Source organism: Mesorhizobium sp. WSM3873, assembly GCF_001672445.1.
Lineage (GTDB): Bacteria > Pseudomonadota > Alphaproteobacteria > Rhizobiales > Rhizobiaceae > Mesorhizobium.
Genome location: NZ_LYTM01000017.1, coordinates 87,129 through 110,726 on the forward strand (window position 1 = coordinate 87,129; position 23,598 = coordinate 110,726).

Consider the following 23,598-nt stretch of genomic DNA (forward strand, 5'->3'; position numbering starts at 1 on the left):
CCGAAAATCAAAAAGCCAAAGCAGGTTGCCTCACGCGACCTGCTTCAGTCGTCGAATGGTTCGTTCTGCCAGGTCACCGATGCGAAGTGCAGCGTCTTGCCGCCATTCAGATTGGCCATCTGTTTAGCCAGGAAATCGGTGATCACCGGCCATTTGTAGAAAACCCGCAGCATGTTCTTCGATTCCGCCAGCCCCGGCGACACCGTGAAAGTCGTCGAGCTCGTGCCTGTCAGCACGATTTCGCCGTTCTGGATCTTGAAGCCCGCCGCTGCGGCGTCGGCGAAGGTCGGATATTCGCGCAGGTCCACCAACAGGGAAGCATTTGACCCGGAACCGGGGCAGTTCGTGGCGACCATGATCTCCAGCCTGTCGCAGATCAGCGTCTTGATCGAGGCGTCGGTGACGTTGGCCTTCTTGAGCTGGCCCGTTCGCAGCTGGCGCGCGATATCATCGGTGGCGTTGGCCATCACTTCCTGGCCGGCGAACGAGATGCAGCTCTCCAGGATGGCGAAAACGAGCAAGGCGAACGGCATGGCCAGCATTGCGAATTCCAATGCCGTGCTGCCGCGCCTGTCGCTGAAGAAATCGGGGCGTGGCTGTGCCTCGGCCTTGCCGTCCATTCCGCCCTTGGGCGCCGGATCCCTGCTCATGTTCCGTTCCTGCCGATTCCTTGCAATGTCGGCTGCAACCTATCGGCCACCCATTGAGGTCCGGTTTGGATCAGCGTTAAACTCGGTGCGCGGCCCTTAACCCGCTGTTAACCTGCGGGCGCTTGCGCCCTAAGCTCAGCGGGCTGCGTTCATTTCGGTTTCGGACGTTTTCTCAGCCTCGCTCTTGTACGAGCTTTCGCAATAGGGCGTGCAGGACATGGTCTGGACTTCGGCGCGTCGATAGATGCGCACCGAGGACGCGGCTTGTCGGACGACCGTCACCTGCTCATCGATGATCGGGCTGCCATCGGAATCGAGCACGACCAGATTGGTCACGCCGAAACCCTTGCCGGTCAGAACGACCGTCGAGGCGTCCTGCACGGCGGCATCGGCGATGGCCGGATTGCCGACGACAATCGTATCGGCCGCGCGCGACAACTTGACGATCTTTGCTTGATTCATGGTGACCTCGATGCCGGCTCCGGCGCTGGCCGGCATGACGGATGCGGCGACAGCCAACAGCGCGACGACTGAAAATGGCGATCTCGACGAGGTCATTGAAGCGCTCCGGAGCGGCAGACTGTTCAACGGAACATGAACGAAATTGGTGAACCGACGGTTAAGCGCCGCATGGCCGCGATAGGGATTGGCCGGCTCGGCGGTCTTAAGCCGAGAGCATACGCTGTTTTAGCGAAATCGCGGATGGGCCGGATCTCTACGCTTTTCCTGCCCGCCGCTCCGCCTCTGGAGGTTTAGGCCACGGTTAACCAAGCAACGGGATCGCCTCCGGAAAGGAATCGGTAAGGGTATTTATTAAGCCGATCGAAAGGGCTTCCTCCTAGATTTGGCACATCCGATCAACCGGCAAGAGAAGTTGACGGAAGTGCTGTAACACGTGGAGTAGGAGCTCTCGAATGTCTAACCTCATCGCACGTTTCGTGAAGGACGAATCCGGCGCGACCGCCATCGAATACGGTCTGATCGCCGCCCTCATCGCGCTCGCCATCATGGTCGGCGCCGGCCAGCTCGGCAATGCCCTGGATGCCAAGTTCAAACACATCGCCAGCGTGGTTTCGACCTCGAATTAACCTAGCTAGCTCATTGTCTTGGAAAGAAGGGCCGCTCTGCGCGGCCCTTTCTTCTTCTGTATTTCTACCTCGCGTGAAGACTTTGACCGTTTGTCGTTATCGATCGTTAATGAGGCATGTCTAACCTCAAGCGGAAGTTCCACCCCAGGCGCCACCTCCATGCTTGAAGCCGTAATCCTCGTCGTCTTTCCTTTCTGCATGCTGTTTGCAGCGATCTCCGACGTGCTTTCGATGACGATCGCCAACCGCGTGCCGGTGCTGCTCGTGGCGGCTTTCGCTCTGGTCGCTCCGTTGACCGGGATGGACTGGGCCGCCTATGGCGGGCATTTCGCAGCCGGTGCCCTGGTGCTGGCCGCGACGTTCGGACTGTTCGCGCTCGGCGGCATGGGCGGCGGCGATGCCAAGCTGCTGGCCGCGACCGCCGTATGGATGGGGCTCAACATCAATCTCATCGGCTACCTAGTCACCTCGACATTGATCGGCGGCCTGCTGACGGTTGCCATTCTGGCCTACCGGAAATCGCCATTTGCGGTTTACACCGGTCACAACCGTTTTCTGCGCCATTTCGCCGACGAGAGCGCAGGCATTCCTTATGGCGTCGCGCTTGGTCTCGGCGGGCTCCTCACCTTTCCGGATTCTCCGCTGATGGTCTGGGCGCTCGACAGGCTCACCGCCTAAAGCATATGGCCATCTTCAGATGCGCTCAGCTCCCCTTGGGAGTTTGGCTTTACTTGCCCTGTCCCGAAACGATTCCCGCCTTCGGAAGATCCGTTTCTGTGACAAGATTCTCGCGGCCTTGACTGCCTTTTTTGTTAACGGCAAGCGGTTCGATCCAATTTGAGTAAACGTTAAATTAATCACGATCGTAAGCATTGCATTAACCTTGTTTTGACGATTGCGGCTGCAAAGTCCGGCTTGGCGAGGTGGTTTGCCTTGAGGCGAAGGGTCCGGACGAATGCCAGCATCCCGACTGATTATTCTGAGCGTGGCCGTGGCCGCGGCGGGTGGCGCGGGTTATGTCGCGAAGAACATGGTAGTCCCGCCGCCGGCTCAAGTCGTCGTCAACGCTCCCAAGCAGCCGGCGATCGCGCTGCAGGACGTGCTGGCGCTTTCCGGCGATGTCGCAATGGGCAGCCAGCTCGGTGACAACATCAGGTGGGAGCAGTGGCCGGCGAGCGGCATCAACGTCAATTTCATCACCCGTGCGGCCGAACCGGACGCAGTCGAAAAGCTGAAGGGTTCGGTGGCGCGTGTAGCCATGTATGCCGGTGAGCCGTTGCGGCGCTCCAAGCTGGTCGGCGAGGGGCAGAGCTTCATGTCCTCGATCCTGCCGTCCGGCATGCGCGCTGTCGCGACCGCCATATCGGCCGATACGTCCGCCGGCGGCTTCATCCTGCCCAATGACTTCGTCGACGTCATCATGACCCGGCGCGCCGATGCCAGCAATGGCGGCAGCGGCTTCAATACCGAGACCATCCTGAAGAACATCCGTGTCCTGGCCATCGACCAGACCATCCAGGTGGATGAGGAGGGCAAGAAGACCAGGGTCGGCCAGACCGCGACGCTGGAGCTCACGCCGCAGCAGGCGGAGATCATCACGGTGGCGCAGCAGATGGCGGACCGCCTGACGCTGGCGCTGCGTTCGATCACCGACACGAATGAGAAGAACCTGGGCGAGGCCGACTATCTGGTGAACGGCAATGGCCGGCGCGGCACGGTGCGGTTGATCAAGTCGGGCCAGGTTTCCGAAGTGGGAGCAAGGAAATGAGGCTAATCGGCAAACTGCCCGTCATCGCGGCGGCCGCAATCGGCCTGTTCCTGATCGGCACCAATGCGCCTGGGCTCGTCGAGGCAAAAGCCGCGAACAGGGCGGCGGGTGTGACGGCCTCGGCTGCCTCGCAGCGTGTCAAGCTCGGCCTCAACAAGTCGGTGGTCATCGACCTGCCGAGCGACGCCTACGACATACTCGTCGCCAATCCCGCGGTCGCCGACGCAGTGACGCGCACGGCGCGCCGCATCTATCTGTTCGGCAAGGCGGTCGGCGAAACCAACATCTTCGTCTTCGGCCCCAACGGCGAGCAGATCGCCAGTCTTGACCTGGCGGTCGAACGCGACGTGGCCGGGCTGGAAGACTATCTCAAGCGCTTCCTCCCGACGTCGCAGATCAAGGTCGAGCTGCTGAACGACAACGTGATTCTCACCGGCAATGTCGATACACCGCTCGACGCCAAGCGCGCCGTCGACCTGGCCACCATCTTCGTCTCGGGCGGTGAAGCGACGACCGGCCAATATTCACAGACGGCCGCCGGCGGGTCCGCCAACGGCGGCGTCGACATCAACAATCCCGACCAGGAGCGCCGGGTTTCCAAGATCGTCAATCTGCTGCAGATCATCGGCGACGATCAGGTGACGCTGAAGGTGACGGTGGCCGAAGTCAGCCGCTCGGTGATGAAGCAGCTCGGCGTCAACATGATGGCCAGCGGCGGCAGCAACGGCATCTCCTGGGGCGCGCTCAGCGACCCTTACGCTGGTCTCGGTAAGCCGCTGTCGAACGCGGGCCTAGGGATCAGTGCGTCCGGGCTGCAGTCCTATATCAACGCAATGGAGCAGTCGGGGGTCATGAAGACCTTGGCCGAGCCGACCTTGACCGCCGTGTCCGGGGAGAAGGCGACCTTCAAGGTCGGCGGCGAATACAATATGGTGACCAATGTTACCGCCAACGTCTCCAACGACAACCAGACCGGCCTGAAGAACTATCAGGTCGAGAAGATCGAATACGGCATCGGATTGGAGTTTCAGCCGGTGGTGCTGTCACCCGGCCGCATCAGCCTGAAGGTGAGAACGTCGGTTTCCGAACCGACAACCGAGGGCTCCGTGTCGGCATCCACGGATAACAGCAGCATCGGCATGAACGCTTTGTCGCTCCGCAAACGCCTGGCCGATACGACGGTGGAACTGCCTTCCGGCGGCTCGATGATGATCGCAGGCCTTGTGCGCGACGACGTCAGGCAGGCCGTCGTTGGATTGCCCGGACTGACCAAGATTCCGGTGCTCGGCGCGCTCTTCCGCAGCCGCGACTTCGTGCGCAACGAAAGCGAGCTCGTCATCATCATCACGCCCTATCTGGCGCGGCCCGTGGCGCGCAACGAATTGGCCAAGCCCGACGATAATTTCAATGCGCCGAGCGACGGCGCCGGCATGTTCCTCGGTCGCGTCAATCGCGTCTACGGCACCATGCAGACCGATAGGCCACCTGGCCGTTACCACGGCGTTGTCGGCTTCATCTACAAGTGAGCGGGAAAGCGGACATGTCCAACTCAACATCGAAGGCCATGACGATCGCAGCGGCACAATCGGGCCGCGGACGATTCCGCGGGTCGGCTCCGGTCCTGGCGATCGCCCTTGCGGCGTCGCTCACCGGATGCGCCAACTTCCATCGCGACAGCGTGACAGTGGGCTCCATTCCGGACGACTACCGCACCAATCATCCGATCGTTATCGCCGAGAAGAACCAGAAGATCGACCTCCCGGTCGGCGCCGGTGATCGCGGCATGACGGCTTCGCAGCGCGACACTCTGCTCGGCTTCCTCGACGGCTACGACAGGAGCGCCGCGCCGGCGCTGACGATCGCGGCCCCGGTGGGTTCCGCGAACCAGGCCGCCGCCCAGGCCGCGAGCCGCGATTTCGCCAGACTTGCGATGGCCGCAGGCGTCAAGCGCAACAATATCATCATGACCTCCTATCAGTCGGCCGTGCCCGAGGCTTCGGCGCCGGTCCGCGTGGCCTTCGTGGCGGTGAGGGCACAGACCGACAAATGCGGGCGTTGGCCCGAGGATCTGACCGAGACTTCCGAGAACAAGCACTACGCCGATTTCGGGTGCTCCTATCAGAACAACCTCGCCGCCCAGATGGCCAATCCCAACGATCTGCTCGGGCCACGCAAGCAGTCCGACATCGATGCCGAAAATCGCGGCGCGGTGATCGACGTCTATCGGGCGAGAGGCATTTCGGATGAGTTCCTCGGCAATTCGGAAGTGACTTACTGAGCCCGCGGCGGATCACGGAAAGAGCATGACGATGAGCAATCTTGCCTACGACACGCCTGCGGATACCGGCGATCTTTCGCAACAGGACATCGCCGCCATGCAGGCGCTGCGCCCGGTGCCGCGCATCTCGATCCAGGCTTTTTGCGAGACCGAAGGCGTCGCAAATCCGATCGGGCGCGCCGGCGAGGATCGTCGCATGGCCAAGGCCCATCTCAAGGTCCATATGGGCGGCATCGCCACCGCGATCGAATTCTACCAGTCGGCGCCGACGCCAAACCTGATCCTGCTGGAATCGCGCAGCGAGCCGAAACAGCTGCTGGAGCAGCTCGCTCAGCTCGCCGAATATTGCGATCCGACCTCGAAGGTCGTGGTCATCGGCCATTACAACGATGTCGGACTCTACCGGGAGCTTATCCGTTCGGGCATTTCCGAATATGTCATCGCGCCGGTCTCGATGACCGATATCGTCAGCGTCGTCTCGTCGATCTTCGTCGATCCCGAGTCCGATCCGATCGGCCGCTCCATCGCCTTCATCGGCGCCAAGGGCGGTGTCGGATCCTCGACGATCGCCCACAACGTCGCCTGGGCGATGTCGTCCTTGTTCAAGTCCGAAGTCGTCGTCGCCGATCTCGATCTCGCCTTCGGCACCGCCAACATCAACTTCGACCGGGACCCCGCGCAGGGCATCGCCGAGGCGGTGTTTTCGCCCGAGCGCGTCGATGAGGTCTATCTCGACCGGCTGCTCGCGCAATGCGCCGAGCATTTGTCGCTGCTGGCGGCACCGTCCACGCTCGAGCGCGTCTATGATTTCGATCCGGACGCCTTCTCCCAGGTCATCGAAACGGCGCAGCGCAGCGCGCCCTTGCTCGTGCTCGACGTCCCTCACGTCTGGAGCGGTTGGACCAAGAGCACGCTGATCAAGGCCGACGAGATCGTCATCACGGCCACGCCGGAACTCGCCAATCTGCGCAACACCAAGAATATGGTCGACATGCTGAAGCGGCTGCGTCCGAACGATCCGCCGCCGAAGCTGATCATCAATCAGGCGGGCGTTCCCAAACGACCGGAGATCGCGGCATCGGATTTTTCCGAACCGCTCGGCATCACGCCGATGGCGGTGATCAATTTCGAGCCGCTGCTGTTCGGCAACGCCGCCAACAATGGCCGCATGCTCGGCGAGATGGATGCCAAGAGTCCGGTCGTCGGCACGATCAACGAAATAGCGCATGTGCTGACAGGGCGCAGCGAGATCAAGGCGAAGAAGAAGGCAAGCCTTGGCGCCATCCTCGGCAAGCTTTCACGCAGCAAGAAATGACGCTCGCTAAGCGGCATCGGGTAGTCGATCATGTTTGGTAAAAGAGGCACAGACGACGGCAGCCGGGCAGCTCCCGAATTCCGTCCGCCAGCACCTCCTCCGGCCGCTCCCGCTCCGGCTGGGACGATCGCTGTCGATCGGCCGGCCGCGCCCGCGCCGAGCACGCCCGCCGCGTCCCCCGTTCGCCGTCCGGTGGAGGCGCCGCCGATGGCGCCCGAGCCGCCGAAAAGGGTCCAGCGCGAGCGCGGCGAAACCTATTATGACACCAAGAGCCAGGTGTTTTCCGCGCTCATCGACACGATCGATCTTTCGCAGCTCGCCAAGCTCGATCCGGAAAGCGCGCGCGAGGAAATCCGCGACATCGTCAACGACATCATCGCGATCAAGAATTTCGCGATGTCGATCTCCGAGCAGGAAGAGCTGCTCGAGGATATCTGCAACGACGTGCTCGGCTATGGGCCGCTGGAGCCGCTGCTCGCGCGCGACGACATCGCCGACATCATGGTCAACGGTTCAAAGAACGTCTACATCGAAGTCAACGGCAAGGTCGAACCGACCAGCATTCGCTTCCGCGACAACCAGCAGCTGCTCAACATCTGCCAGCGCATCGTCAGCCAGGTCGGCCGTCGCGTCGACGAATCGAGCCCTATTTGCGACGCGCGCCTTCCCGACGGCTCGCGCGTCAACGTGATCGCGCCGCCGCTGTCGCTTGATGGCACCGCGCTAACCATCCGCAAGTTCAAGAAGGACAAGCTGACGCTCGACCAGCTGGTCAAGTTCGGCGCCATCTCGCCGCAAGGCGCTGAGATCCTGAAGATCATCGGCCGCGTCCGTTGCAACGTCGTCATCTCGGGCGGTACCGGCTCGGGCAAGACGACGCTGCTCAACTGCCTGACCAACTACATCGATCGCGAGGAGCGGGTCATCACCTGCGAGGACTCGGCCGAGCTGCAGCTGCAGCAGCCGCATGTGGTCCGTCTCGAAACCAGGCCGCCCAATCTCGAAGGCGAGGGCGAGGTGACCATGCGCGACCTGGTCAAGAACTGCCTGCGCATGCGGCCCGAGCGGATCATCGTCGGCGAGGTGCGCGGACCGGAAGTATTCGACCTTCTGCAGGCGATGAACACCGGCCATGACGGCTCGATGGGAACGATCCACTCCAACAGCCCGCGCGAATGTCTGAACCGTATTGAATCGATGATCGCCATGGGCGGCTATTCGCTGCCGCAGAGGACGGTGCGCGAGATCGTCGTCGGCTCGGTCGACGTGATCATTCAGGCGGCTCGCCTGCGCGACGGCTCGCGCCGCATCACCCACATCACCGAGGTGATCGGCATGGAAGGCGACGTCGTCATCACCCAGGACCTCGTCCTCTACAACATCAAGGGCGAGGACGCGAGCGGCCGTCTGATCGGCGAGCATGTCTCCACCGGCATCGGCCGGCCGCATTTCTGGGATCGTGCCCGCTACTATGGCGAGGAGCAGCGCCTCGCCAACGCGCTCGAGGCCATGGAGAAACGCGCTGACTAGAGCAATTCCAGGGAAGGTGCGTAGCGGTTTTCCGTCCGGAATTGCGTAAAAACAAATACTTAGAGCGGGTCAGCGCTTTTATCAAAAGCTGAACCGCTCTAGTGCATCTGGAGGTGTAGGGGCCCCGGTCGATGTTCGGAATTGACACCACGGTTCTGGCTTTCGTCGTGCTCGCGGGCCTCAGCGCTGGCGCGATAGCCTATGCTTTCCTGTTCAAGCGCATCGATAACGAAAAGCAGGCCGGCAAGCGGCTTGAAACGATCAAGACGGCCGAGACCGACCGATCGGTGGTGAAGGCTACGCGCGACCGCGCCGCGGAAGCGGTCAGACGGCGCAAGACGCTTCAGGATTCGCTCAAGCAGCTCGATGAAAAGCAGAAAACCAATGACCGCAACGTCAAGAAACCGCCGCTGAGGGCCCAGATCCGCCAGGCCGGCATGACCGTCTCCCTCGAGCGCTTCTACATCTACTCGGTGATCTGCGGCATCGTGCTTACGATCCTCGCCTTTCTTGCCGGCGCGCCGTTGCTGGTCCTGCCCGGCGCTCTCTTGGCCGGAGCCCTCGGCCTGCCGCGCTGGTTCGTCTCGTTTCGTCGCGCGCGCCGGGTGAAGGCCTTCCTGGAGGAATTCCCGAATGCCCTCGACATCATCGTGCGCGCGGTGAAGTCCGGTCTGCCGCTCAACGACGCGATCCGCCTGATCGCCAATGAATCCCCGGAGCCGGTCCGCTCCGAATTCCGCCGTATCGTCGATTCCCAGCAGATGGGTATGTCGATCCCCGACGCCACCATGCGCATGTCCGAGACCATGCCATGCACCGAGGCCGGCTTCTTCGGCATCGTCATCCAGATCCAGTCGCAGGCCGGCGGCAATCTCTCCGAAGCGCTGGGCAACCTTTCGCGCGTGCTGCGCGACCGCAAGAAGATGAAGGCCAAGGTACAGGCGCTGTCGATGGAAGCAAAGGCATCCGCCGTCATCATCGGCGCCCTGCCGTTCGTCGTCGCCTTTCTCGTCTATCTGACAAGTCCGAACTACATCATGCCGCTATTCACCACCAGCGTCGGCAATCTGATCCTCGGCTGCTCCGGCGTCTGGATGTCGATCGGCATCCTGGTGATGCGCAAGATGATGAACTTCGAAGTCTAGGGACGCGGATCCAATGACAGACCAGGTCGTCAAGACGCTAACCGATCCTTCGTTTCTTATCGCGCTCCTGGTCGGCATCGCGGTTTTTGCGACCGTCTTCACGCTCATGCCAGCGCTTGGCGGCAATCAGCTCAAGGCGCGCATGAAAACGGTGGCGCTCGAGCGGGATGAGCTGCGCGCAAAGCAGCGTCAGCGGCTCGCCAATGAAGCCGACCGCCGCCGCAAGGGTCTGCGCGAGGAACAGTCGATCGGCATGCGCAACATCGTCGAACGGCTGGATCTCAAGCGCGCGCTTGCCGACGAAGGCACGCTGCAGAAGCTGAAAGTCGCGGGCTTCCGCGGCCAGAATCCGCTGACGCGCTTCCTGTTCTTTCGTCTGATCCTGCCCTTTGTCGGATTCGCGCTCGCGGCGATCTATCTGTTCCTTCTCGGCGGTCTGGCGCAGCAGCCTGCCTTCATCAAGCTGTTCGTCTGCATTCTTGTCGCCTATGGCGGCTTCTATGCGCCGATCCTCTACGTCAACAACCGCGCCACCAAACGCAAGCAGTCGATCCAACTGGCGTGGCCGGACGCGCTCGACCTGATGTTGATCTGCGTCGAATCCGGCATGTCGGTGGAAGCAGCGCTTCGCAAGGTTGCCGACGAGATCGGTACTCAGTCCGTCGCCCTCGCCGAGGAATTCGTGCTCACCAATGCCGAGCTCTCCTATCTGCAGGACCGCAGGGTCGCTTACGAGAACCTGGCAAGCCGCACCGGTCTGGATTCGGTGAAGGCGGTGACTCAGGCCCTGGTCCAGGCGGAGCGCTACGGCACGCCGGTGGCGCATGCGCTGCGCGTGCTCGCCTCAGAAAGCCGCGACATGCGTATGAATGCGGCCGAAAAGAAGGCCGCAGCACTGCCGCCCAAGCTCACCGTGCCGATGATCCTCTTCTTCCTGCCGGTTCTGTTCGCCATCATCCTAGGGCCGGCCGGCATCCAGGTCAGCCAGCGCGGCATCTTCGGCGATCAGCACAATTCCAGCAGCCAATAGGCGAAGCCGTTGAAGTCATAACAAAAGCCGCGTGGCAGGCGCCGCGCGGCTATGCTGTCTGGCCTAACCTTGTGCAATTCCAGGAAAAGTGTGTAACGGTTTTCCATCCGGAATTACGGAAAAAACAAACAGCCAGAGCAGTTCGCGGTTTCCGTAAACGGTGACCTCTCTAGGTGCCGGGCGGTCAGTTCGTCGCGACCTTCGCCTTGCCCTTGTCCTTATCCTTGAGCTGGCTCCAGGCATTCTGCTGCGCAAGCATCTGGCGCAGATAGGCGATGTTGGCCTGTGCCTGCTCCGGCGAAAGCTCCTGCGAGGCGATTTTTTCGGCCTCGTCGAAACGACCCTGCAGGCCGACGACCAGCGCCAGGTTCTGCCGCACCCGGCTGTCGGCGTTGGGTTGCTGCGCGGCCGAGCGCATATAGGTCTCGGCGGTGCGCAGATCCCCCTCCAGCACATAGGACATGCCGAGATTGGAAAGGATCGAGGGTTCGTTCGGCTTGAGCTCGAGCGCCTTCCGGTAGTCCTGACGTGCCTCGTCCCGCTGCCCCATCTGGTCGAGGATGGCGGCTTCCGCCGAAACCAGGCGCCAGTCCGGATATTCCGGCGTCTGCGCGCGGCGCACCGCATCGAGCGCCTGCTCGAACTGCCCGTTGGCGGCAAGCGCCTTGCCGTAGGCGGCGAGCACGTCGCGGTCCTTGGGGTAGGCTATCGCGAGCTTGCGCATCACCGCCAGCGACTGGTCGGCGTCGCCATCCATCTGCAGCGCCGCGGCATAGTTGGTGGCGATGCGTTTGTCATTCGGGTTCCGGGCGTAGGATTCGCCGAGCCTGGTCGTGGCGCTGTGCAGTTCGCTGGCCGACATCGTTTCCAGCGGGCGGTTGTCGGAGCGGGAAATGGAGCCGGTCGTGAACTTGCTGGTGCTGCCGCAGCCGGCCACGCTGGCCGCCAGCACCGCCAGCAATGCCGTGGTGACCAGACGCTTGCTTGTGAAGGTCAACGCTTTGATCGGCATCGGCGCCTGTCTCCATTCCTGCGCGGCCATTAAGCTGGCCGTCTTCCCTCCCACAGAAATATTCTGTTAACCCTAACGGATCGTTAAGAAGCCGACTCGCCGTGCCGGCCGGAGACCATCGAATGCCTGTCGAACTCGTTGACCAGAAACCGGAAGCAGCCTTGCCAGTCTACCTGGTGGGAAAGGATGGCCTCGACGGCACTGGCCTTCCCCCTTCCGTTATCGCCTGGGCACGGGCCAACGGCTTTTCCGGCGAGGCGGGCCGCACGCTCGTTCTGCCGGCAGAAGGTGGCGGTCTCGCCGGCGCGCTGTTCGGTACAGGCGACGGCGAGAGCCAGCTTGCCGTGGGCGCCCTGGCGCGGTCGCTGCCCGAGGGCGAATGGCATTTCGCCCAGGATTTGCCAGCGCCCGATCTTGCGGCGCTGGCCGTCGTCCTCGGCGGCTACGCATTCACCCGCTACGGCAAGAAACCCGGCAGGGCGTTGCGCTTGGCGCTGCCCTCGGGCGCCGACGGCGCGCATGTGCGCCGCACCGCTGAGGCTATGTTCCTGACGCGGGACCTCGTCAACACGCCGACCAGCGACATGGGGCCGGATGAGCTGGAGGAGGCTGTCCAGGGGTTGGCAGCCGGGCACGGCGCCGACGTTTCCGTCGTCAAGGGTGACGATCTCCTGGCGCGGAATTTCCCGATGATCCATGCCGTCGGCCGCGCCTCGGCCGGCGCGCCGCGGCTGATTGACATGACCTGGGGCCCGAGCGACGCGCCGAAGGTGACGCTGGTCGGCAAGGGCGTCTGCTTCGACACCGGCGGCCTCGACATCAAGCCGTCGTCGGGCATGCTGCTGATGAAGAAAGACATGGGGGGCGCCGCCAACGTGCTGGGTCTCGCCTCGATGATCATGGCGGCGAAACGGAATGTGCGGCTGCGCGTCCTGATCCCTGCGGTCGAGAATTCGATCGCCGGCAATGCCTTCCGGCCTGGCGACGTGCTGAGGAGCCGCAAGGGCATAACGGTGGAGATCGGCAACACCGATGCTGAAGGCCGGCTGGTGCTGGCCGACGCTCTGGCGCTTGCCGACGAGGAAAGGCCGGCCCTGCTGTTCGACATGGCGACCTTGACCGGAGCGGCCCGTGTTGCGCTCGGCCCCGATCTGCCGCCCTTCTATACCGGCGACGAGGCACTGGCGTCCGACCTGGCTGCGGCTGCGCTTGCTGTCGAGGATCCGCTGTGGCGCATGCCGCTGTGGCGTCCCTATGACGCGAAGCTTTCCTCGAAGATCGCCGACGTCAACAATGTCACGACGGACGGCTTCGCCGGATCGATCACGGCGGCGCTGTTCCTCAAGCGCTTTGTCGAGAAGACGCCCGGATGGGCGCATTTCGACATTTTTGCCTGGAACCCGAATGACCGCCCGCACGGCCTGACGGGGGGCGAGGCGCAAGGCATTCGCGCGCTGGAGCGAGTGATCTCGAAGCGCTTCGGGTGAGTGTGACGAGAAAACTGGCAAAAGCCGCCGTGGACTGAAACGGAAGCGAAACAATTTGCCGTCATGCTTGGCAAATGTCGATCTCGATGCGCCCGAGCCAGGCCTTGCGACTGTGGCAGCAGGTATTGCTGTCGCAGGTGCGCGACGACGCGCCCGACCTCACCATGCGCCAGACCGCCATCCTGCTCACCATCTACCTCGATCCGCCGCCGCATACGGTGCGCGGGCTGGCCGCGAGGCTCAACGTCACCAAGCCGGTCATTACCCGCGCGCTCGACACGATGGGCGCGCTGAAGCTGGTTTCGCGCCACCGCGACGAGCTCGACAAGCGCAATGTGCTGATCCGGCGCACGGTGGAGGGCGCGCTCTTTGTCGAGCGCTTCGGCGATGGTATCGTCGCAAAGGCGCATGAGCTGCCCATCTGACCGACAACTCGTCTGTCTGACCGATAAACTCATTTGACTGGACTACCGATTTGACCGCCAGGGATGCCCGCCTTCACGCCTTTCGTTCCGATCTCGCCGATGCCAGGCTGAAGGGGGAAGTCGCCGCCGATCGCTTTGTCGCCGGCCGCCCGGCGCGGATCACCACCGCCGTCGCCGACCTGCGCAAGGCGCCGCGCCCCGATGCCGGCATCAACACGCAGGCGCTGTTCGGCGACGACGTGCTGGTCTTCGAGGTTGCGGAAGGCTGGGCCTGGGTGCAGGCCGAGCGCGACGGCTATGTCGGCTATGCCGCCGACAATGTACTCGGCGCACGTGAGCATGCGCCCACCCACATCGTCTCCGTGCCGCGCACCTTCCTCTATCCCGGACCGGACCTGCGCTTCCCGATCGGCGGGCAACTGTCGATGGGCTCCGCGGTGACGGTGACGGGTTCCGCCGAAACGCGCGGCACGCACTACGCGCTGCTGCCATCCGGCCAGACCGTCATTGCCCGCCATCTGCGGCCGCTCGCCGAGGTTGCAGACGACTTTGTGACGGTCGCCGAAAGCTTCCTCGGCACGCCATACCTCTGGGGCGGCGTCTCCGGCTTCGGCATCGACTGCTCCGGCCTCGTGCAACTGTCGATGCGCATGGCCGGCAAGGATGTGCTCCGCGATTCCGACATGCAGGCGGCATCGATCGGGACGCCGCTCGAGCCGGGCACTGAGTATTCCGGGCTGCAGCGCGGCGACCTCGTCTTCTGGAAGGGCCACGTCGCGATCATGACCGACGCGAAGGACATGATCCACGCCAATGGCCACACGATGCTGGTCTCGCGCGAAGGGCTGAAGGATGCCGTCGAGCGGATCGGCTATCTCTATGGCGGCCCGACCGGGTTCCGCAGGCCTTAGCGCCGCCCTAACCTCTCCCCATGGGAGAGAAGTCGGATTGCCCCGATTTGCTCTTCGCAAGTCGGTTGGCAAGTAGCGCCAAGCTGGATCACCCTCATTAGTCTCGGCGCTGCGCGCCGGGCCACCTTTCTCCCACACGGGGAGAGGGGAAGAATGATCCCCTTTTGTTCCGATTTTCCTTGGCGATCGCTTGCCAGCGCGCTACCTCTTTGCGGGTGACAGAGCAGCCGCGCCTTGCCGAACAGAATGTCGCCGTCCTTCTCGCCGAGCCGTTCGTAAAATGGTTCGCTGCAAAAGGCTGGTCGCCGCGCGCCCACCAGCTCGAACTGCTGGCGAAGGCTCAAGCCGGTCAATCGGCGCTACTGATCGCGCCGACCGGCGCCGGCAAGACGCTGGCCGGATTCCTGCCCTCGCTGACCGAGCTCGCCAAACGTCCGCGGCGCAAGCCTGGTGGGGCGCATCGTGGCATCCACACGCTCTACATCTCGCCGCTCAAGGCGCTGGCCGTCGACATCGAGCGCAATCTCGGCAAGCCGGTCGAGGAGATCGGACTGCCGGTGACCATCGAGACCCGTACCGGCGACACTCCCTCGCACAAGCGCCAGCGGCAAAAGCTCGCACCGCCCGACATCCTGCTCACCACGCCCGAACAGCTCGCTCTTCTGATTGCCTCCGCCGACGCCAGGCGCTTCTTCGAGGATTTGCGTTATGTCGTCCTCGACGAATTGCATTCGCTCGTCACCTCGAAGCGCGGGCATCTTTTGGCGCTAGGCCTGGCGCGGCTGCGCGCGTTTGTCCCTGAGCTGCAGACCATCGGCCTGTCGGCTACGGTCGCCGAGCCGGATGAGTTGCGGCGCTGGCTGGTCAGCCAGGCTTCCCCTGAGGCCATGTCCGAGTTAATCGTCGTGACAGGCGGCGCCAAGCCCGACATCTCCATTCTCGATTCCGAAGAGCGGGTGCCATGGGCTGGCCATTCCGCCCGCTACGCCACTCCGGAGATCTATCGCGAGGTCAAGCGGCACAAGACGACGCTGCTCTTTGTCAACACGCGCAGCCAGGCCGAGCTGCTGTTTCAGGAGCTGTGGCGCGTCAACGAAGACACGTTGCCGATCGCCTTGCATCACGGCTCGCTCGACGTCGCCCAGCGGCGGCGGGTCGAGAAGGCGATGGGCGAAAACGCCTTGCGCGCTATCGTCGCTACCTCGACATTGGACCTGGGCATCGATTGGGGCGATGTCGATCTGGTCGTGCATGTCGGCGCGCCGAAGGGGGCAAGCCGCCTGGCGCAGCGCATCGGCCGCGCCAACCACCGCATGGATGAGCCATCGAAGGCCATCCTGATCCCGGCCAACCGGTTTGAGGTGCTCGAATGCCGTGCCGCGCTCGACGCCAACTATCTCGGCGCGCAGGACACGCCGCCTCTAGTCAATGGCGGGCTCGACGTGCTGGCGCAGCATGTGCTCGGCTGCGCCTGCGGTGCCCCGTTCCACGCCGACGCGCTGTTTGACGAGGTGAGGACGGCTGCGCCCTATGTCAGCCTAGACCGCCCGACATTCGACCGGGTCATCGACTTCGTCGCCACCGGCGGATACGCGCTGAGAAACTACGAGCGCTACGCCCGCATTCGCCAAACCAAGGAAGGCTTGTGGCGAGTATCCAATCCCCGCGTGGCGCAACAGTACCGGCTCAATGTCGGGACCATCATCGAAGTGCCGGCCCTCAACGTTCGTTACGTCCAAGCTGGAAGCAAGGGCGCGGCCTCGCGCGGCGGCAGAGTCTTGGGAAAGATCGAGGAAGCGTTTCTCGAGACCTTGACCTATGGCGACACTTTCATGTTCGCCGGAAGGGTTCTGCGCTTCGAGGGTATCCGCGACAATGAGTGCTTCGTGTCGAATGCTCCCGGAAGTGAAGCAAAGGTGCCCTACTACGGCGGCGGCAAATTCCCGCTTTCGACTTATCTCGCCGAGCAGGTGCGCGCCATGCTCGACGATCCGCAGCGCTGGAAGAAGCTGCCCGAGCAGGTGGCCGATTGGCTGCGGTTTCAGGCGGATAAATCCGTCCTGCCGAAACGGGACGATCTGCTGATCGAGACCTTTCCACGCGGAAACCGGCACTATCTCGTAGCCTATCCGTTCGAAGGCAGGCTCGCGCATCAGACGCTGGGCATGCTGCTGACGCGCCGCCTGGATCGAGCGGGCGCCAAACCGGTCGGCTTCGTTGCCACCGACTATGCGTTGGCGATTTGGTCGCTGGCCGACATGGGCTGGATGTTCAAAAACAAAAAACCATCGCTGGCTGCGCTCTTCGATCAGGACATGCTCGGTGACGATCTCGAGGCATGGTTTGCCGACAGCTGGCTGCTCAAGCGCACCTTCCGCAACTGCGCGCTGATTTCCGGACTGATCGAGAAACGTCATCCCGGCAAGGAGAAAAGCGGCCGCCAGGTCACCGTCTCGACAGACCTGATTTATGATGTGCTGCGCAGCCACGAGCCCGACCACATCCTGCTCCAGGCGACGCGTTCCGATGCAGCGACCGGATTGCTCGATGTCAGCAGACTTGCCGAGATGCTCTCGCGCATCCGCGGTCGAATCGTGCATAAGGACCTGGAACAGATATCGCCGCTAGCCGTGCCGATCATGCTCGAAATCGGCAAGATGCCGGTGCATGGCGAGGCGGATGAAACGCTGTTGATGGATGCCGCCACCCTCGTTGAAGAGGCCATGGGGCCGGAGATGGCCGACTGAGAGAAGGCAAGAGGGGATGAATTTTTCGCTGTCGCGCGCAACGCTGGTCGCCGAGGCCGACTTCGTCGGCATCGCTGGCGAACGAGCGGTTTGCGACCGGCGCGGCGTGCTCTATTTCCCCGATCTGCGGCTGCTTGCGGTCTCCGACCTGCATCTCGAAAAGGGCTCGTCCTTCGCCAGGCGCGGCGCGCTGATCCCGCCTTATGATACAGGTGCGACCTTGCTGCGGCTGCAGGCTGTGATCGCCGACTACGGTCCGCGGATCGTCGTCAGCCTTGGCGACTCCTTCCACGACGGCGGCGGCGCCGAGCGCATGCATCTAAGCTTCCGCGAGCGGCTGGAGGCGATGATGGCCGGCCGCGACTGGTTCTGGGTTGCCGGCAATCATGATCCGGATGCTCCCGCCGACCTGCCTGGCGAGACGGTGAGGGAACTCGCGATCGGTTCGCTTGTCTTCCGCCATGAGCCATCCAAGCTGCGGGTGGAAGGCGAGATCGCCGGCCATCTGCATCCCTGCGCCCGCATCGTCCAGCGCGGCCGCTCGGTCAGGCGGCGCTGCTTCGCCGGTGACGGCGGCCGCATGATCATGCCGGCCTTCGGCGCCTATACCGGCTCGCTCAACGTGCTCGACCGCGCCTATGCCGGACTGTTCCGCCTGGAAACGCTTGTTGCCTACATGCTGGGTGCAGAGCGCACCTTTGCCATTTCCGGCTCGATGCTGCGGCCGGGCTGAGGCGGCTTCATCTGCCGTAATAGAGCGTGACGGTGTGCTTCGCCTCGGCGAAGAACAGCCAGCGTTCGACCAGCATGCCCGCGAACTGAAAGAGCGCTGCAAGCAGTGATGCGGCTGCTGCGAAAGGCCGTGGCAAGGCTAAGGCGATCACGAGCAAGATGGCCGGCACGGCGAAGGCCAGCACCTGCGTGATGCGCCTCAGCTTCGCGCTATGTTTGCGCGCAATGCGAAAACCCATCTCCTTGAGCAGGTAGTTTTCTTCGGTGTGCGGCCATTCGATGGACCGCACCGTGCCGCCGGCCAGGCCGGTCGCCGTGTTGGCCGTGGTCGGGATTTCCAGCTTGTCGTTGTAGTGCCAGGTCGCAAGCTTCCAGCCCCACCCGGCGAGAGTGGCAAGCAGCGCGCCGGCCAAAACCGCGGTTGATCCGGCGCCGAAGCTTCGCAGCAGGCCGTTGAGCAGCAAGCCACCCGTCATTGCCGAGAAGATAAGATAAGCCGGCAAAGTATATCGGCTGTGCCACTGCGCGATCGGCTTCAGCGAGGCATAGATCATTCCGGTCATACAGACCGTCACGACGGCGCCGGCGGCAGCCAGCAGGCCAACGATGGCCACCCAACCGCCGCTTTTGCCCATCAGCACCCAGCCAATGCCGAACAGCCCGGCCGGGATGAAGGTCGCGACCGAGGCGATCCCTTCGCGCGACAGCCAGGAGCTTCGCCATTGCGAGAAGGCGCGCCAGGCGCGTTCAGGACGGCCGAGATGGCCGGTCGAGGAGAGCAGGCCGGCCGCGATCAAGCCAAGCGAAAGCGCCATGCCGACCAGCCCGAGCCACAACTCGGGCGCGATGAATCCCAGCCCGCCAAGGACGCCGAGCAGCGCCAGCAGGCCATAACCGGCCCCGGTGGCGGTGGTGAAGAAGACGACGGAATAGGCGGGATGCATGGCTGCGCGAATTTCAGTTCGAAAGCATGCGATCGATCCAGCCGAGGAAGCCTCCGTCGGCCCGGATCGGTTCCAGCACCGGCGCGTCCACCTTCGCCGCGCGCTCGGTGCGGGCTCGCGGGGGAAGGTATTTGTTGGTCGGCTTGTAGCCAAGCTCGGGCATCAGCTCGACGCCGCCACGCTCTTCAACCAGTTGCGAGATTGCCGAGGCGGGATCGCCCAGATCGCCGAAATGCCGGGCGCTGGTCGGGCAGGCGGCGACGCAGGCCGGCACGCGGTCCTCTGTCGCCAGATTGTCGTTGTAGATGCGGTCGACGCACAGCGTGCATTTCTTCATCACGCCGACATCCGTATCGAATTCGCGCGCGCCATAGGGACAGGCCCAGCTGCACAGCTTGCAGCCGATGCACTTGTCCTCGTCGACCAGCACGATGCCGTCGGAGGCGCGCTTGTAGGAGGCGCCGGTCGGACAGACGGTGACGCAGGCTGGCTGCTCGCAATGCAGGCAGGAGCGCGGGAAGTTCACCGTGCGGCCGCCTTGTTCGGTCGTGTGCTCATAGCTGTGCACGCGGTTGAACCAGACGCCGTCGACACGCCCGCCATACGGCTCGATGTCGGTCAGCGGTGCCATGTGTCCGCCGGTGTTCCATTCCTTGCAAGCGGTGACGCAGGCCTGGCAGCCGACGCAGGTGTCGAGGTCGATGACGAGGCCGAGCTTCTTCTCGGTTTGGGCGGGAAGGCAGGTCATTCGGCGGCTTCCCTTTTTATGCGGAATCCATCGCCGAAGCGAAGCACATCCGGTGACGGCTCGAAATTTGGCGGCTGCCGCAAGCGCTCGAATTGCGGCTCGGTGAAGCCGGCCTCTTCCGCGGCGCATTTGGCGATACGCACGCGTACGTCGAACCATGCTGCCTGTCCGGTGACGGGGTCGGAGTTCGAATAGCGCTTGCCCTTGACGGTGGCTGCGGTCTGGTCGCCGATGATGTGATTGAGCAGGAAGCCGCGATTGCTCTCTGCGGCGTCGTCCTTCAGGCCCCAGCTGCCGCGCCGCTTGCCGATCGCGTTCCAGGTCCAGACCGTGTCCGGGTTGACGCCGTCGATCAGCTTGATCTGCCCCTTCACGCGGCCGTTGACGCTTTCGATCCACACCCAGTCGTCGTCGGCCAGCCCAAGCCTCGCTGCCGTCTCCCGGTGCACGAACAGCCGGTTCTGGCTGGTGATTTGTCTCAGCCACGCATTCTGCGAGCCCCAGGAATGGTACATGTGCATCGGCCGCTGCGTCAGCGCATGCAGCGGATATTTCTGGAGATCGACGGCGTCGTCCTCGAAGGGCGCGTACCAGAACGGCAGCGGGTCCATATAGGCTTCGATCCGGTCGCGCTCGGCCTCCGGCGGCTGCACCTTGCCATGACCGCGCGCGGCGAGGCGAAAGCGCTGCATCGGCTCCGAATAGAGCTGAAAGATGATCGGATCGGCCTTGGAGATGAATCCCATCTGCACGGCAAAGTCGAGATAGGCGCGGTTGCCCATCTTGTAATAGCGCTGGTCGTCGGCGAACCCGTGGTGCCAGAAACCGCCATTGTCGATGTAGCGCTGCAACTGGTCCGGGTTCACCTCGCCCTTGCCGATCGCGTCGCCGTTCTTACCGCGCCAGCCGGCAAGCGGGCCGATGCCGGGCGTGCGCTCGTGGTTGACGATGTAGTCGGCATAGTCGCGGTATTTCGCCGAACCGCCTTCGTTGACAAAGCCGGGCAGGCCGAGCCGCGCGCCGAGCTCGATCAGCACCGACTGGAACGGCCGGACATCCCGGTCCGGCTGCACCACCGGGTGACGGATGGCATCGCCCGGCCCGTCGGCATGGCTGATCGGCCGGTCGAGCAGGCTGATGCAGTCGTGCCGCTCGAGATAGGTCGTGTCGGGCAGCACCAGGTCGGCGAACGGCACCGTCTCGGAATAATAGGCGTCGGAATAAATGATGAAGGGGATCTTGTAGTCGCCCGCCTCGTCCTTGTCGGTGAGCATACGAACCGTCTCGACGGTATTCATCGAGGAGTTCCAGGCCATGTTCGACATATACATCATCAGCGTGTCGATCGGATAAGGATCGCCGGCCCAGGCATTGCGGATGACGCTGTGCATCAGGCCGTGGGCGGCCAAGGGCGCCTCCCAGGAATAGGCCTTGTCGATGCGGATCGGTGTGCCGACCTCGTCGACGAGCAGATCGTCGGGCCCTGAGACGAAGCCGAGCGGCATGCCCTCCAGCGGCGTCATCGGGCGGACGTTCTTGCCTGCGGGCTTTGGCCCCGGCGGCGCGCAACGCGGATAGGGCGGCTTGAAGCGGAAGCCGCCGGGCACGTCCACCGTGCCGAGCAGAACCTGCAGCAGGTGGATGGCGCGGCAAGTATGAAAGCCGTTGGAATGGGCCGAGATGCCGCGCATGGCATGCATCGACACCGGCCGGCCCTTCATCGTCTCGTGCCGGCGGCCGGCCCAATCGGTCCAGGCGACCGGCAGCTCGATCGCCTGCTCGAAGGCGATATGCGCCAGCTCCGCCGCGATCCGTCGGATGGTGTCGGCGCCGACCCCGCAGCGCTCCGCCACCGCCTCCGGCGAATGGCTTTCGTGCAGGTATCGGTCGGCGATCAGCTGAAATACCGGTGCGCAGCGGCGGCCATTGACCGTGTAGCTGCCGGTCAGTGCTGGTTTGGCATCCGGATCGGCGGCATTGACGGGCGCCTTCGCCCCCCTGTCCCAAGCCAACAGGTTGCCGTCGCCATCGCGCATGAACAATCCATCGTCGGCGGAACCGGGCTCCTGCACGACAAGCACCGGCGCGTTGGTGTAGCGCAGCAGATAGTCGAGATCGACGCGGCCCGACTTGAGCAACTCATGGACGAGCGCCAGCACGAACAGTCCGTCAGTGCCGGGTCGTATGCCGATCCAGTCATCGGCGATTGCGTTGTAGCCAGTGCGGCAAGGATTGATCGACACCACCTTGGCGGCGCGCGCCTTGAGCTTGCCGAGGCCGATCTTGATTGGATTCGAATCGTGATCCTCGGCGACGCCGAACAGCATGAAGTATTTCGTGTTGTCCCAGTCGGGCTCGCCGAACTCCCAGAACGAGCCGCCGATCGTGTAGAGCCCACCGGCCGCCATGTTTACCGAGCAGAAGCCGCCATGGGCGGCGAAGTTGGGCGTACCGAACTGGCTCGCCCACCAGCCGGTCAGCGACTGCGACTGGTCGCGCCCGGTGAAAAAGGCAAGCTTTCTCGGATCGGCGCAGCGGATCGCCGACAGGCGCTCGGTGGCGATGGTGAGCGCTTCGTCCCATTCGATCTCGCGAAACTCGCCGGAGCCGCGAGGCCCTGTGCGCAGCAGCGGCTTCCTCAGCCGCGCCGGGCTGTAATGCTGCATGATGCCGGCGCTGCCCTTGCCGCAGATCACGCCCCGGTTCACCGGGTGGTCCCTGTTGCCGTTGATATAGCGCACCTTGCCGTCCTTGATGTGGACGTCGATGCCGCAGCGGCAGGCGCACATGTAGCAGGTGGTCTTGGCGATGCGGTCGGACACGCTCGGCGAGGTCTCGACGCCGTCGCCTTCGTCAGGCGCCTGGCTGTCGGCCAGCGGCCGCTGCGAGGGCGCGGAGTTTGCGCCGCGTGGGTCAGCTAGGCTCATGATCCGCGAACGCTCTTGCCGCTTGCCATCTTGGCCTTGGTCTTCGGGCCGGGCCCGCGCATATAATGCAGCTCAGGATGGTAGCGGTCGCCGGCGAACTGCCGCTTCAGCTGGCGGCTCCAATGCGCGAAAAGGGATTTGAAGCGCCCGATCATTTCCAACCTTGGCGGCAGAACGGCCAATTTTTTCCAAGCTCGGGTAAAAAGTTAGAACAAAGCGATTGATCTGTCTAACAAGCCGCTCTTGTAATTCCGATCGATTTTGCTTCTTAGTTGGCCATGACCCTCGATCAGCTTCGCATCTTCGTCGCCGTCGCCGAGCATGGCCACATGACCAAGGCGGCCGACCTGCTCGGCATCTCGCAATCGGCCGCCTCTGCCGCCATCCGCGCGCTTGAAAGCCATCATGGCGTGCGGCTGTTCAACCGGGTCGGCCGCAACATCGAGCTCGCGCAGACCGGCCACCGCTTCCTGCCCGAAGCCAAGGCTGTTCTGGAACGGGCAGCGGCTGCCCACAACGTGCTGGAGCATGTTTCCCAGACCATCACCGGCAGCCTGTCGATATCGGCCAGTCAGACCATCGCCAGCTACTGGCTGCCGAGGCGCCTGGCGTCCTTCCACGAGGCCTATCCGGCGGTGCGCCTGAGCGTCACCATCGGCAACACGCGGCAAGTGGAAACCAATGTGCTGGACGGCCGGGCCGATTTCGGGCTGGTCGAAGGTCGCACCGAGTCCGACATATTGCGGCGCGCCACGGTCGATGAGGATCGCCCCATGCTGGTCGTGGCGGGCTCACATCCCGAGCTTCCGATGACGCCGGCGGGAAACCTCGACGTCAGGTCGTTGCGCTGGATCATCAGGG

22 protein-coding genes are annotated in these 23,598 nt (G+C 63.5%); 16 read left to right on the forward strand and 6 right to left on the reverse strand.

The genetic code is table 11. The annotated features are described in order from the left end of the window. Positions 1 to 44: 44 nt before the first annotated feature. Complete coding sequence (locus tag A9K71_RS14270; protein WP_245299625.1) at positions 45 to 620, reverse strand: TadE/TadG family type IV pilus assembly protein; 576 nt, start codon at positions 618 to 620, stop codon at positions 45 to 47. Positions 621 to 785: 165 nt separating this feature from the next. Continuing rightward, positions 786 to 1,208 (reverse strand): pilus assembly protein N-terminal domain-containing protein, encoded by a 423-nt coding sequence (locus tag A9K71_RS14275; RefSeq protein WP_066996418.1) that lies wholly within the window; start codon positions 1,206 to 1,208, stop codon positions 786 to 788. Positions 1,209 to 1,564: 356 nt separating this feature from the next. On the opposite strand from A9K71_RS14275, the gene A9K71_RS14280 reads away from it, so the two are divergent. From A9K71_RS14280 to A9K71_RS14320, 9 genes are all read left to right on the forward strand, one after another. Beyond that, positions 1,565 to 1,738 (forward strand): Flp family type IVb pilin, encoded by a 174-nt coding sequence (locus A9K71_RS14280; RefSeq protein WP_066996421.1) that lies wholly within the window; start codon positions 1,565 to 1,567, stop codon positions 1,736 to 1,738. A gap of 159 nt (positions 1,739 to 1,897) precedes the next feature. Then, positions 1,898 to 2,416, forward strand: a complete 519-nt coding sequence (locus A9K71_RS14285) for a prepilin peptidase (protein ID WP_066996424.1) — start codon at positions 1,898 to 1,900, stop codon at positions 2,414 to 2,416. 277 nt (positions 2,417 to 2,693) lie between these two features. Then, complete coding sequence (gene cpaB / locus A9K71_RS14290) at positions 2,694 to 3,506, forward strand: Flp pilus assembly protein CpaB (RefSeq protein ID WP_066996427.1); 813 nt, start codon at positions 2,694 to 2,696, stop codon at positions 3,504 to 3,506. Next, the gene (locus A9K71_RS14295) at positions 3,503 to 5,032 is read left to right on the forward strand and encodes a type II and III secretion system protein family protein (RefSeq protein WP_066996430.1); all 1,530 of its coding nucleotides are present in this window, start codon (positions 3,503 to 3,505) and stop codon (positions 5,030 to 5,032) included. Before cpaB ends, A9K71_RS14295 begins: the two co-directional genes overlap by 4 nt. Positions 5,033 to 5,046: 14 nt before the next feature. Further along, the gene (locus A9K71_RS14300; RefSeq protein WP_066996433.1) at positions 5,047 to 5,784 is read left to right on the forward strand and encodes a CpaD family pilus assembly protein; all 738 of its coding nucleotides are present in this window, start codon (positions 5,047 to 5,049) and stop codon (positions 5,782 to 5,784) included. Between the two features lie 31 nt (positions 5,785 to 5,815). Continuing rightward, complete coding sequence (locus A9K71_RS14305; RefSeq protein ID WP_170950412.1) at positions 5,816 to 7,099, forward strand: CpaE family protein; 1,284 nt, start codon at positions 5,816 to 5,818, stop codon at positions 7,097 to 7,099. 30 nt (positions 7,100 to 7,129) lie between these two features. Further along, positions 7,130 to 8,629, forward strand: coding sequence for a CpaF family protein (locus A9K71_RS14310; RefSeq protein WP_066996438.1), 1,500 nt, complete (start codon positions 7,130 to 7,132; stop codon positions 8,627 to 8,629). A gap of 131 nt (positions 8,630 to 8,760) precedes the next feature. Further along, positions 8,761 to 9,774: a type II secretion system F family protein gene (locus A9K71_RS14315; RefSeq protein WP_066996441.1), complete on the forward strand. Its 1,014-nt coding sequence runs from the start codon at positions 8,761 to 8,763 to the stop codon at positions 9,772 to 9,774. A 13-nt stretch (positions 9,775 to 9,787) separates the two neighbouring features. Then, positions 9,788 to 10,804 (forward strand): type II secretion system F family protein, encoded by a 1,017-nt coding sequence (locus A9K71_RS14320; RefSeq protein ID WP_066996444.1) that lies wholly within the window; start codon positions 9,788 to 9,790, stop codon positions 10,802 to 10,804. A gap of 184 nt (positions 10,805 to 10,988) precedes the next feature. Here the strand turns inward: A9K71_RS14320 and A9K71_RS14325 are convergent, their stop codons facing one another. Beyond that, positions 10,989 to 11,816: a tetratricopeptide repeat protein gene (locus A9K71_RS14325; RefSeq protein WP_066996506.1), complete on the reverse strand. Its 828-nt coding sequence runs from the start codon at positions 11,814 to 11,816 to the stop codon at positions 10,989 to 10,991. 122 nt (positions 11,817 to 11,938) lie between these two features. Between A9K71_RS14325 and A9K71_RS14330 the strand changes: the two genes are divergently transcribed. The 5 genes from A9K71_RS14330 (at position 11,939) to pdeM (ending at position 18,119) form a co-directional block, all read left to right on the forward strand. After that, entirely contained in the window at positions 11,939 to 13,303 is a 1,365-nt protein-coding gene (locus A9K71_RS14330; RefSeq protein ID WP_082980513.1) for a leucyl aminopeptidase family protein, read from the forward strand. 74 nt (positions 13,304 to 13,377) lie between these two features. Then, positions 13,378 to 13,728, forward strand: coding sequence for a MarR family winged helix-turn-helix transcriptional regulator (locus A9K71_RS14335; protein ID WP_066996450.1), 351 nt, complete (start codon positions 13,378 to 13,380; stop codon positions 13,726 to 13,728). A 50-nt stretch (positions 13,729 to 13,778) separates the two neighbouring features. Beyond that, positions 13,779 to 14,639: an NlpC/P60 family protein gene (locus tag A9K71_RS14340; RefSeq protein WP_066996454.1), complete on the forward strand. Its 861-nt coding sequence runs from the start codon at positions 13,779 to 13,781 to the stop codon at positions 14,637 to 14,639. A 215-nt stretch (positions 14,640 to 14,854) separates the two neighbouring features. Next, positions 14,855 to 17,386 carry a ligase-associated DNA damage response DEXH box helicase gene (locus A9K71_RS14345; RefSeq protein ID WP_066996457.1) on the forward strand — a complete coding sequence of 844 codons (2,532 nt, stop codon included), beginning with the start codon at positions 14,855 to 14,857 and terminating at the stop codon, positions 17,384 to 17,386. Between the two features lie 16 nt (positions 17,387 to 17,402). Continuing rightward, positions 17,403 to 18,119: a ligase-associated DNA damage response endonuclease PdeM gene (gene pdeM / locus A9K71_RS14350; protein WP_066996460.1), complete on the forward strand. Its 717-nt coding sequence runs from the start codon at positions 17,403 to 17,405 to the stop codon at positions 18,117 to 18,119. Positions 18,120 to 18,126: 7 nt separating this feature from the next. Here the strand turns inward: pdeM and A9K71_RS14355 are convergent, their stop codons facing one another. From A9K71_RS14355 to A9K71_RS14365, 3 genes are read right to left on the reverse strand one after another with little or no spacing between them, the layout of a single operon-like run. Further along, positions 18,127 to 19,062, reverse strand: coding sequence for a DmsC/YnfH family molybdoenzyme membrane anchor subunit (locus A9K71_RS14355; RefSeq protein WP_066996463.1), 936 nt, complete (start codon positions 19,060 to 19,062; stop codon positions 18,127 to 18,129). Between the two features lie 13 nt (positions 19,063 to 19,075). Further along, the gene (locus A9K71_RS14360) at positions 19,076 to 19,810 is read right to left on the reverse strand and encodes a 4Fe-4S dicluster domain-containing protein (protein ID WP_066996465.1); all 735 of its coding nucleotides are present in this window, start codon (positions 19,808 to 19,810) and stop codon (positions 19,076 to 19,078) included. Beyond that, the gene (locus A9K71_RS14365; protein WP_066996468.1) at positions 19,807 to 22,737 is read right to left on the reverse strand and encodes a molybdopterin oxidoreductase family protein; all 2,931 of its coding nucleotides are present in this window, start codon (positions 22,735 to 22,737) and stop codon (positions 19,807 to 19,809) included. Before A9K71_RS14365 ends, A9K71_RS14360 begins: the two co-directional genes overlap by 4 nt. Before the next feature lie 77 nt (positions 22,738 to 22,814). Between A9K71_RS14365 and A9K71_RS31485 the strand changes: the two genes are divergently transcribed. Further along, positions 22,815 to 22,961 carry a hypothetical protein gene (locus tag A9K71_RS31485; RefSeq protein WP_156751064.1) on the forward strand — a complete coding sequence of 49 codons (147 nt, stop codon included), beginning with the start codon at positions 22,815 to 22,817 and terminating at the stop codon, positions 22,959 to 22,961. Between the two features lie 54 nt (positions 22,962 to 23,015). Next, positions 23,016 to 23,598 (forward strand): LysR family transcriptional regulator (locus A9K71_RS14370; protein WP_156752663.1); only part of this gene is annotated, 583 nt, incomplete at its 3' end.

Coding starts and splice junctions, on each gene's coding strand:
- A9K71_RS14270 (WP_245299625.1), bottom strand. CDS start 620: ATGGACGGCAAGGCCGAGGCACAGCCACGCCCCGATTTCTTCAGCGAC.
- A9K71_RS14275 (WP_066996418.1), bottom strand. CDS start 1,208: ATGACCTCGTCGAGATCGCCATTTTCAGTCGTCGCGCTGTTGGCTGTC.
- A9K71_RS14280 (WP_066996421.1), top strand. CDS start 1,565: ATGTCTAACCTCATCGCACGTTTCGTGAAGGACGAATCCGGCGCGACC.
- A9K71_RS14285 (WP_066996424.1), top strand. CDS start 1,898: ATGCTTGAAGCCGTAATCCTCGTCGTCTTTCCTTTCTGCATGCTGTTT.
- cpaB (WP_066996427.1), top strand. CDS start 2,694: ATGCCAGCATCCCGACTGATTATTCTGAGCGTGGCCGTGGCCGCGGCG.
- A9K71_RS14295 (WP_066996430.1), top strand. CDS start 3,503: ATGAGGCTAATCGGCAAACTGCCCGTCATCGCGGCGGCCGCAATCGGC.
- A9K71_RS14300 (WP_066996433.1), top strand. CDS start 5,047: ATGTCCAACTCAACATCGAAGGCCATGACGATCGCAGCGGCACAATCG.
- A9K71_RS14305 (WP_170950412.1), top strand. CDS start 5,816: ATGAGCAATCTTGCCTACGACACGCCTGCGGATACCGGCGATCTTTCG.
- A9K71_RS14310 (WP_066996438.1), top strand. CDS start 7,130: ATGTTTGGTAAAAGAGGCACAGACGACGGCAGCCGGGCAGCTCCCGAA.
- A9K71_RS14315 (WP_066996441.1), top strand. CDS start 8,761: ATGTTCGGAATTGACACCACGGTTCTGGCTTTCGTCGTGCTCGCGGGC.
- A9K71_RS14320 (WP_066996444.1), top strand. CDS start 9,788: ATGACAGACCAGGTCGTCAAGACGCTAACCGATCCTTCGTTTCTTATC.
- A9K71_RS14325 (WP_066996506.1), bottom strand. CDS start 11,816: ATGCCGATCAAAGCGTTGACCTTCACAAGCAAGCGTCTGGTCACCACG.
- A9K71_RS14330 (WP_082980513.1), top strand. CDS start 11,939: ATGCCTGTCGAACTCGTTGACCAGAAACCGGAAGCAGCCTTGCCAGTC.
- A9K71_RS14335 (WP_066996450.1), top strand. CDS start 13,378: ATGTCGATCTCGATGCGCCCGAGCCAGGCCTTGCGACTGTGGCAGCAG.
- pdeM (WP_066996460.1), top strand. CDS start 17,403: ATGAATTTTTCGCTGTCGCGCGCAACGCTGGTCGCCGAGGCCGACTTC.
- A9K71_RS14355 (WP_066996463.1), bottom strand. CDS start 19,062: ATGCATCCCGCCTATTCCGTCGTCTTCTTCACCACCGCCACCGGGGCC.
- A9K71_RS14360 (WP_066996465.1), bottom strand. CDS start 19,810: ATGACCTGCCTTCCCGCCCAAACCGAGAAGAAGCTCGGCCTCGTCATC.
- A9K71_RS14365 (WP_066996468.1), bottom strand. CDS start 22,737: ATGAGCCTAGCTGACCCACGCGGCGCAAACTCCGCGCCCTCGCAGCGG.
- A9K71_RS31485 (WP_156751064.1), top strand. CDS start 22,815: ATGGTAGCGGTCGCCGGCGAACTGCCGCTTCAGCTGGCGGCTCCAATG.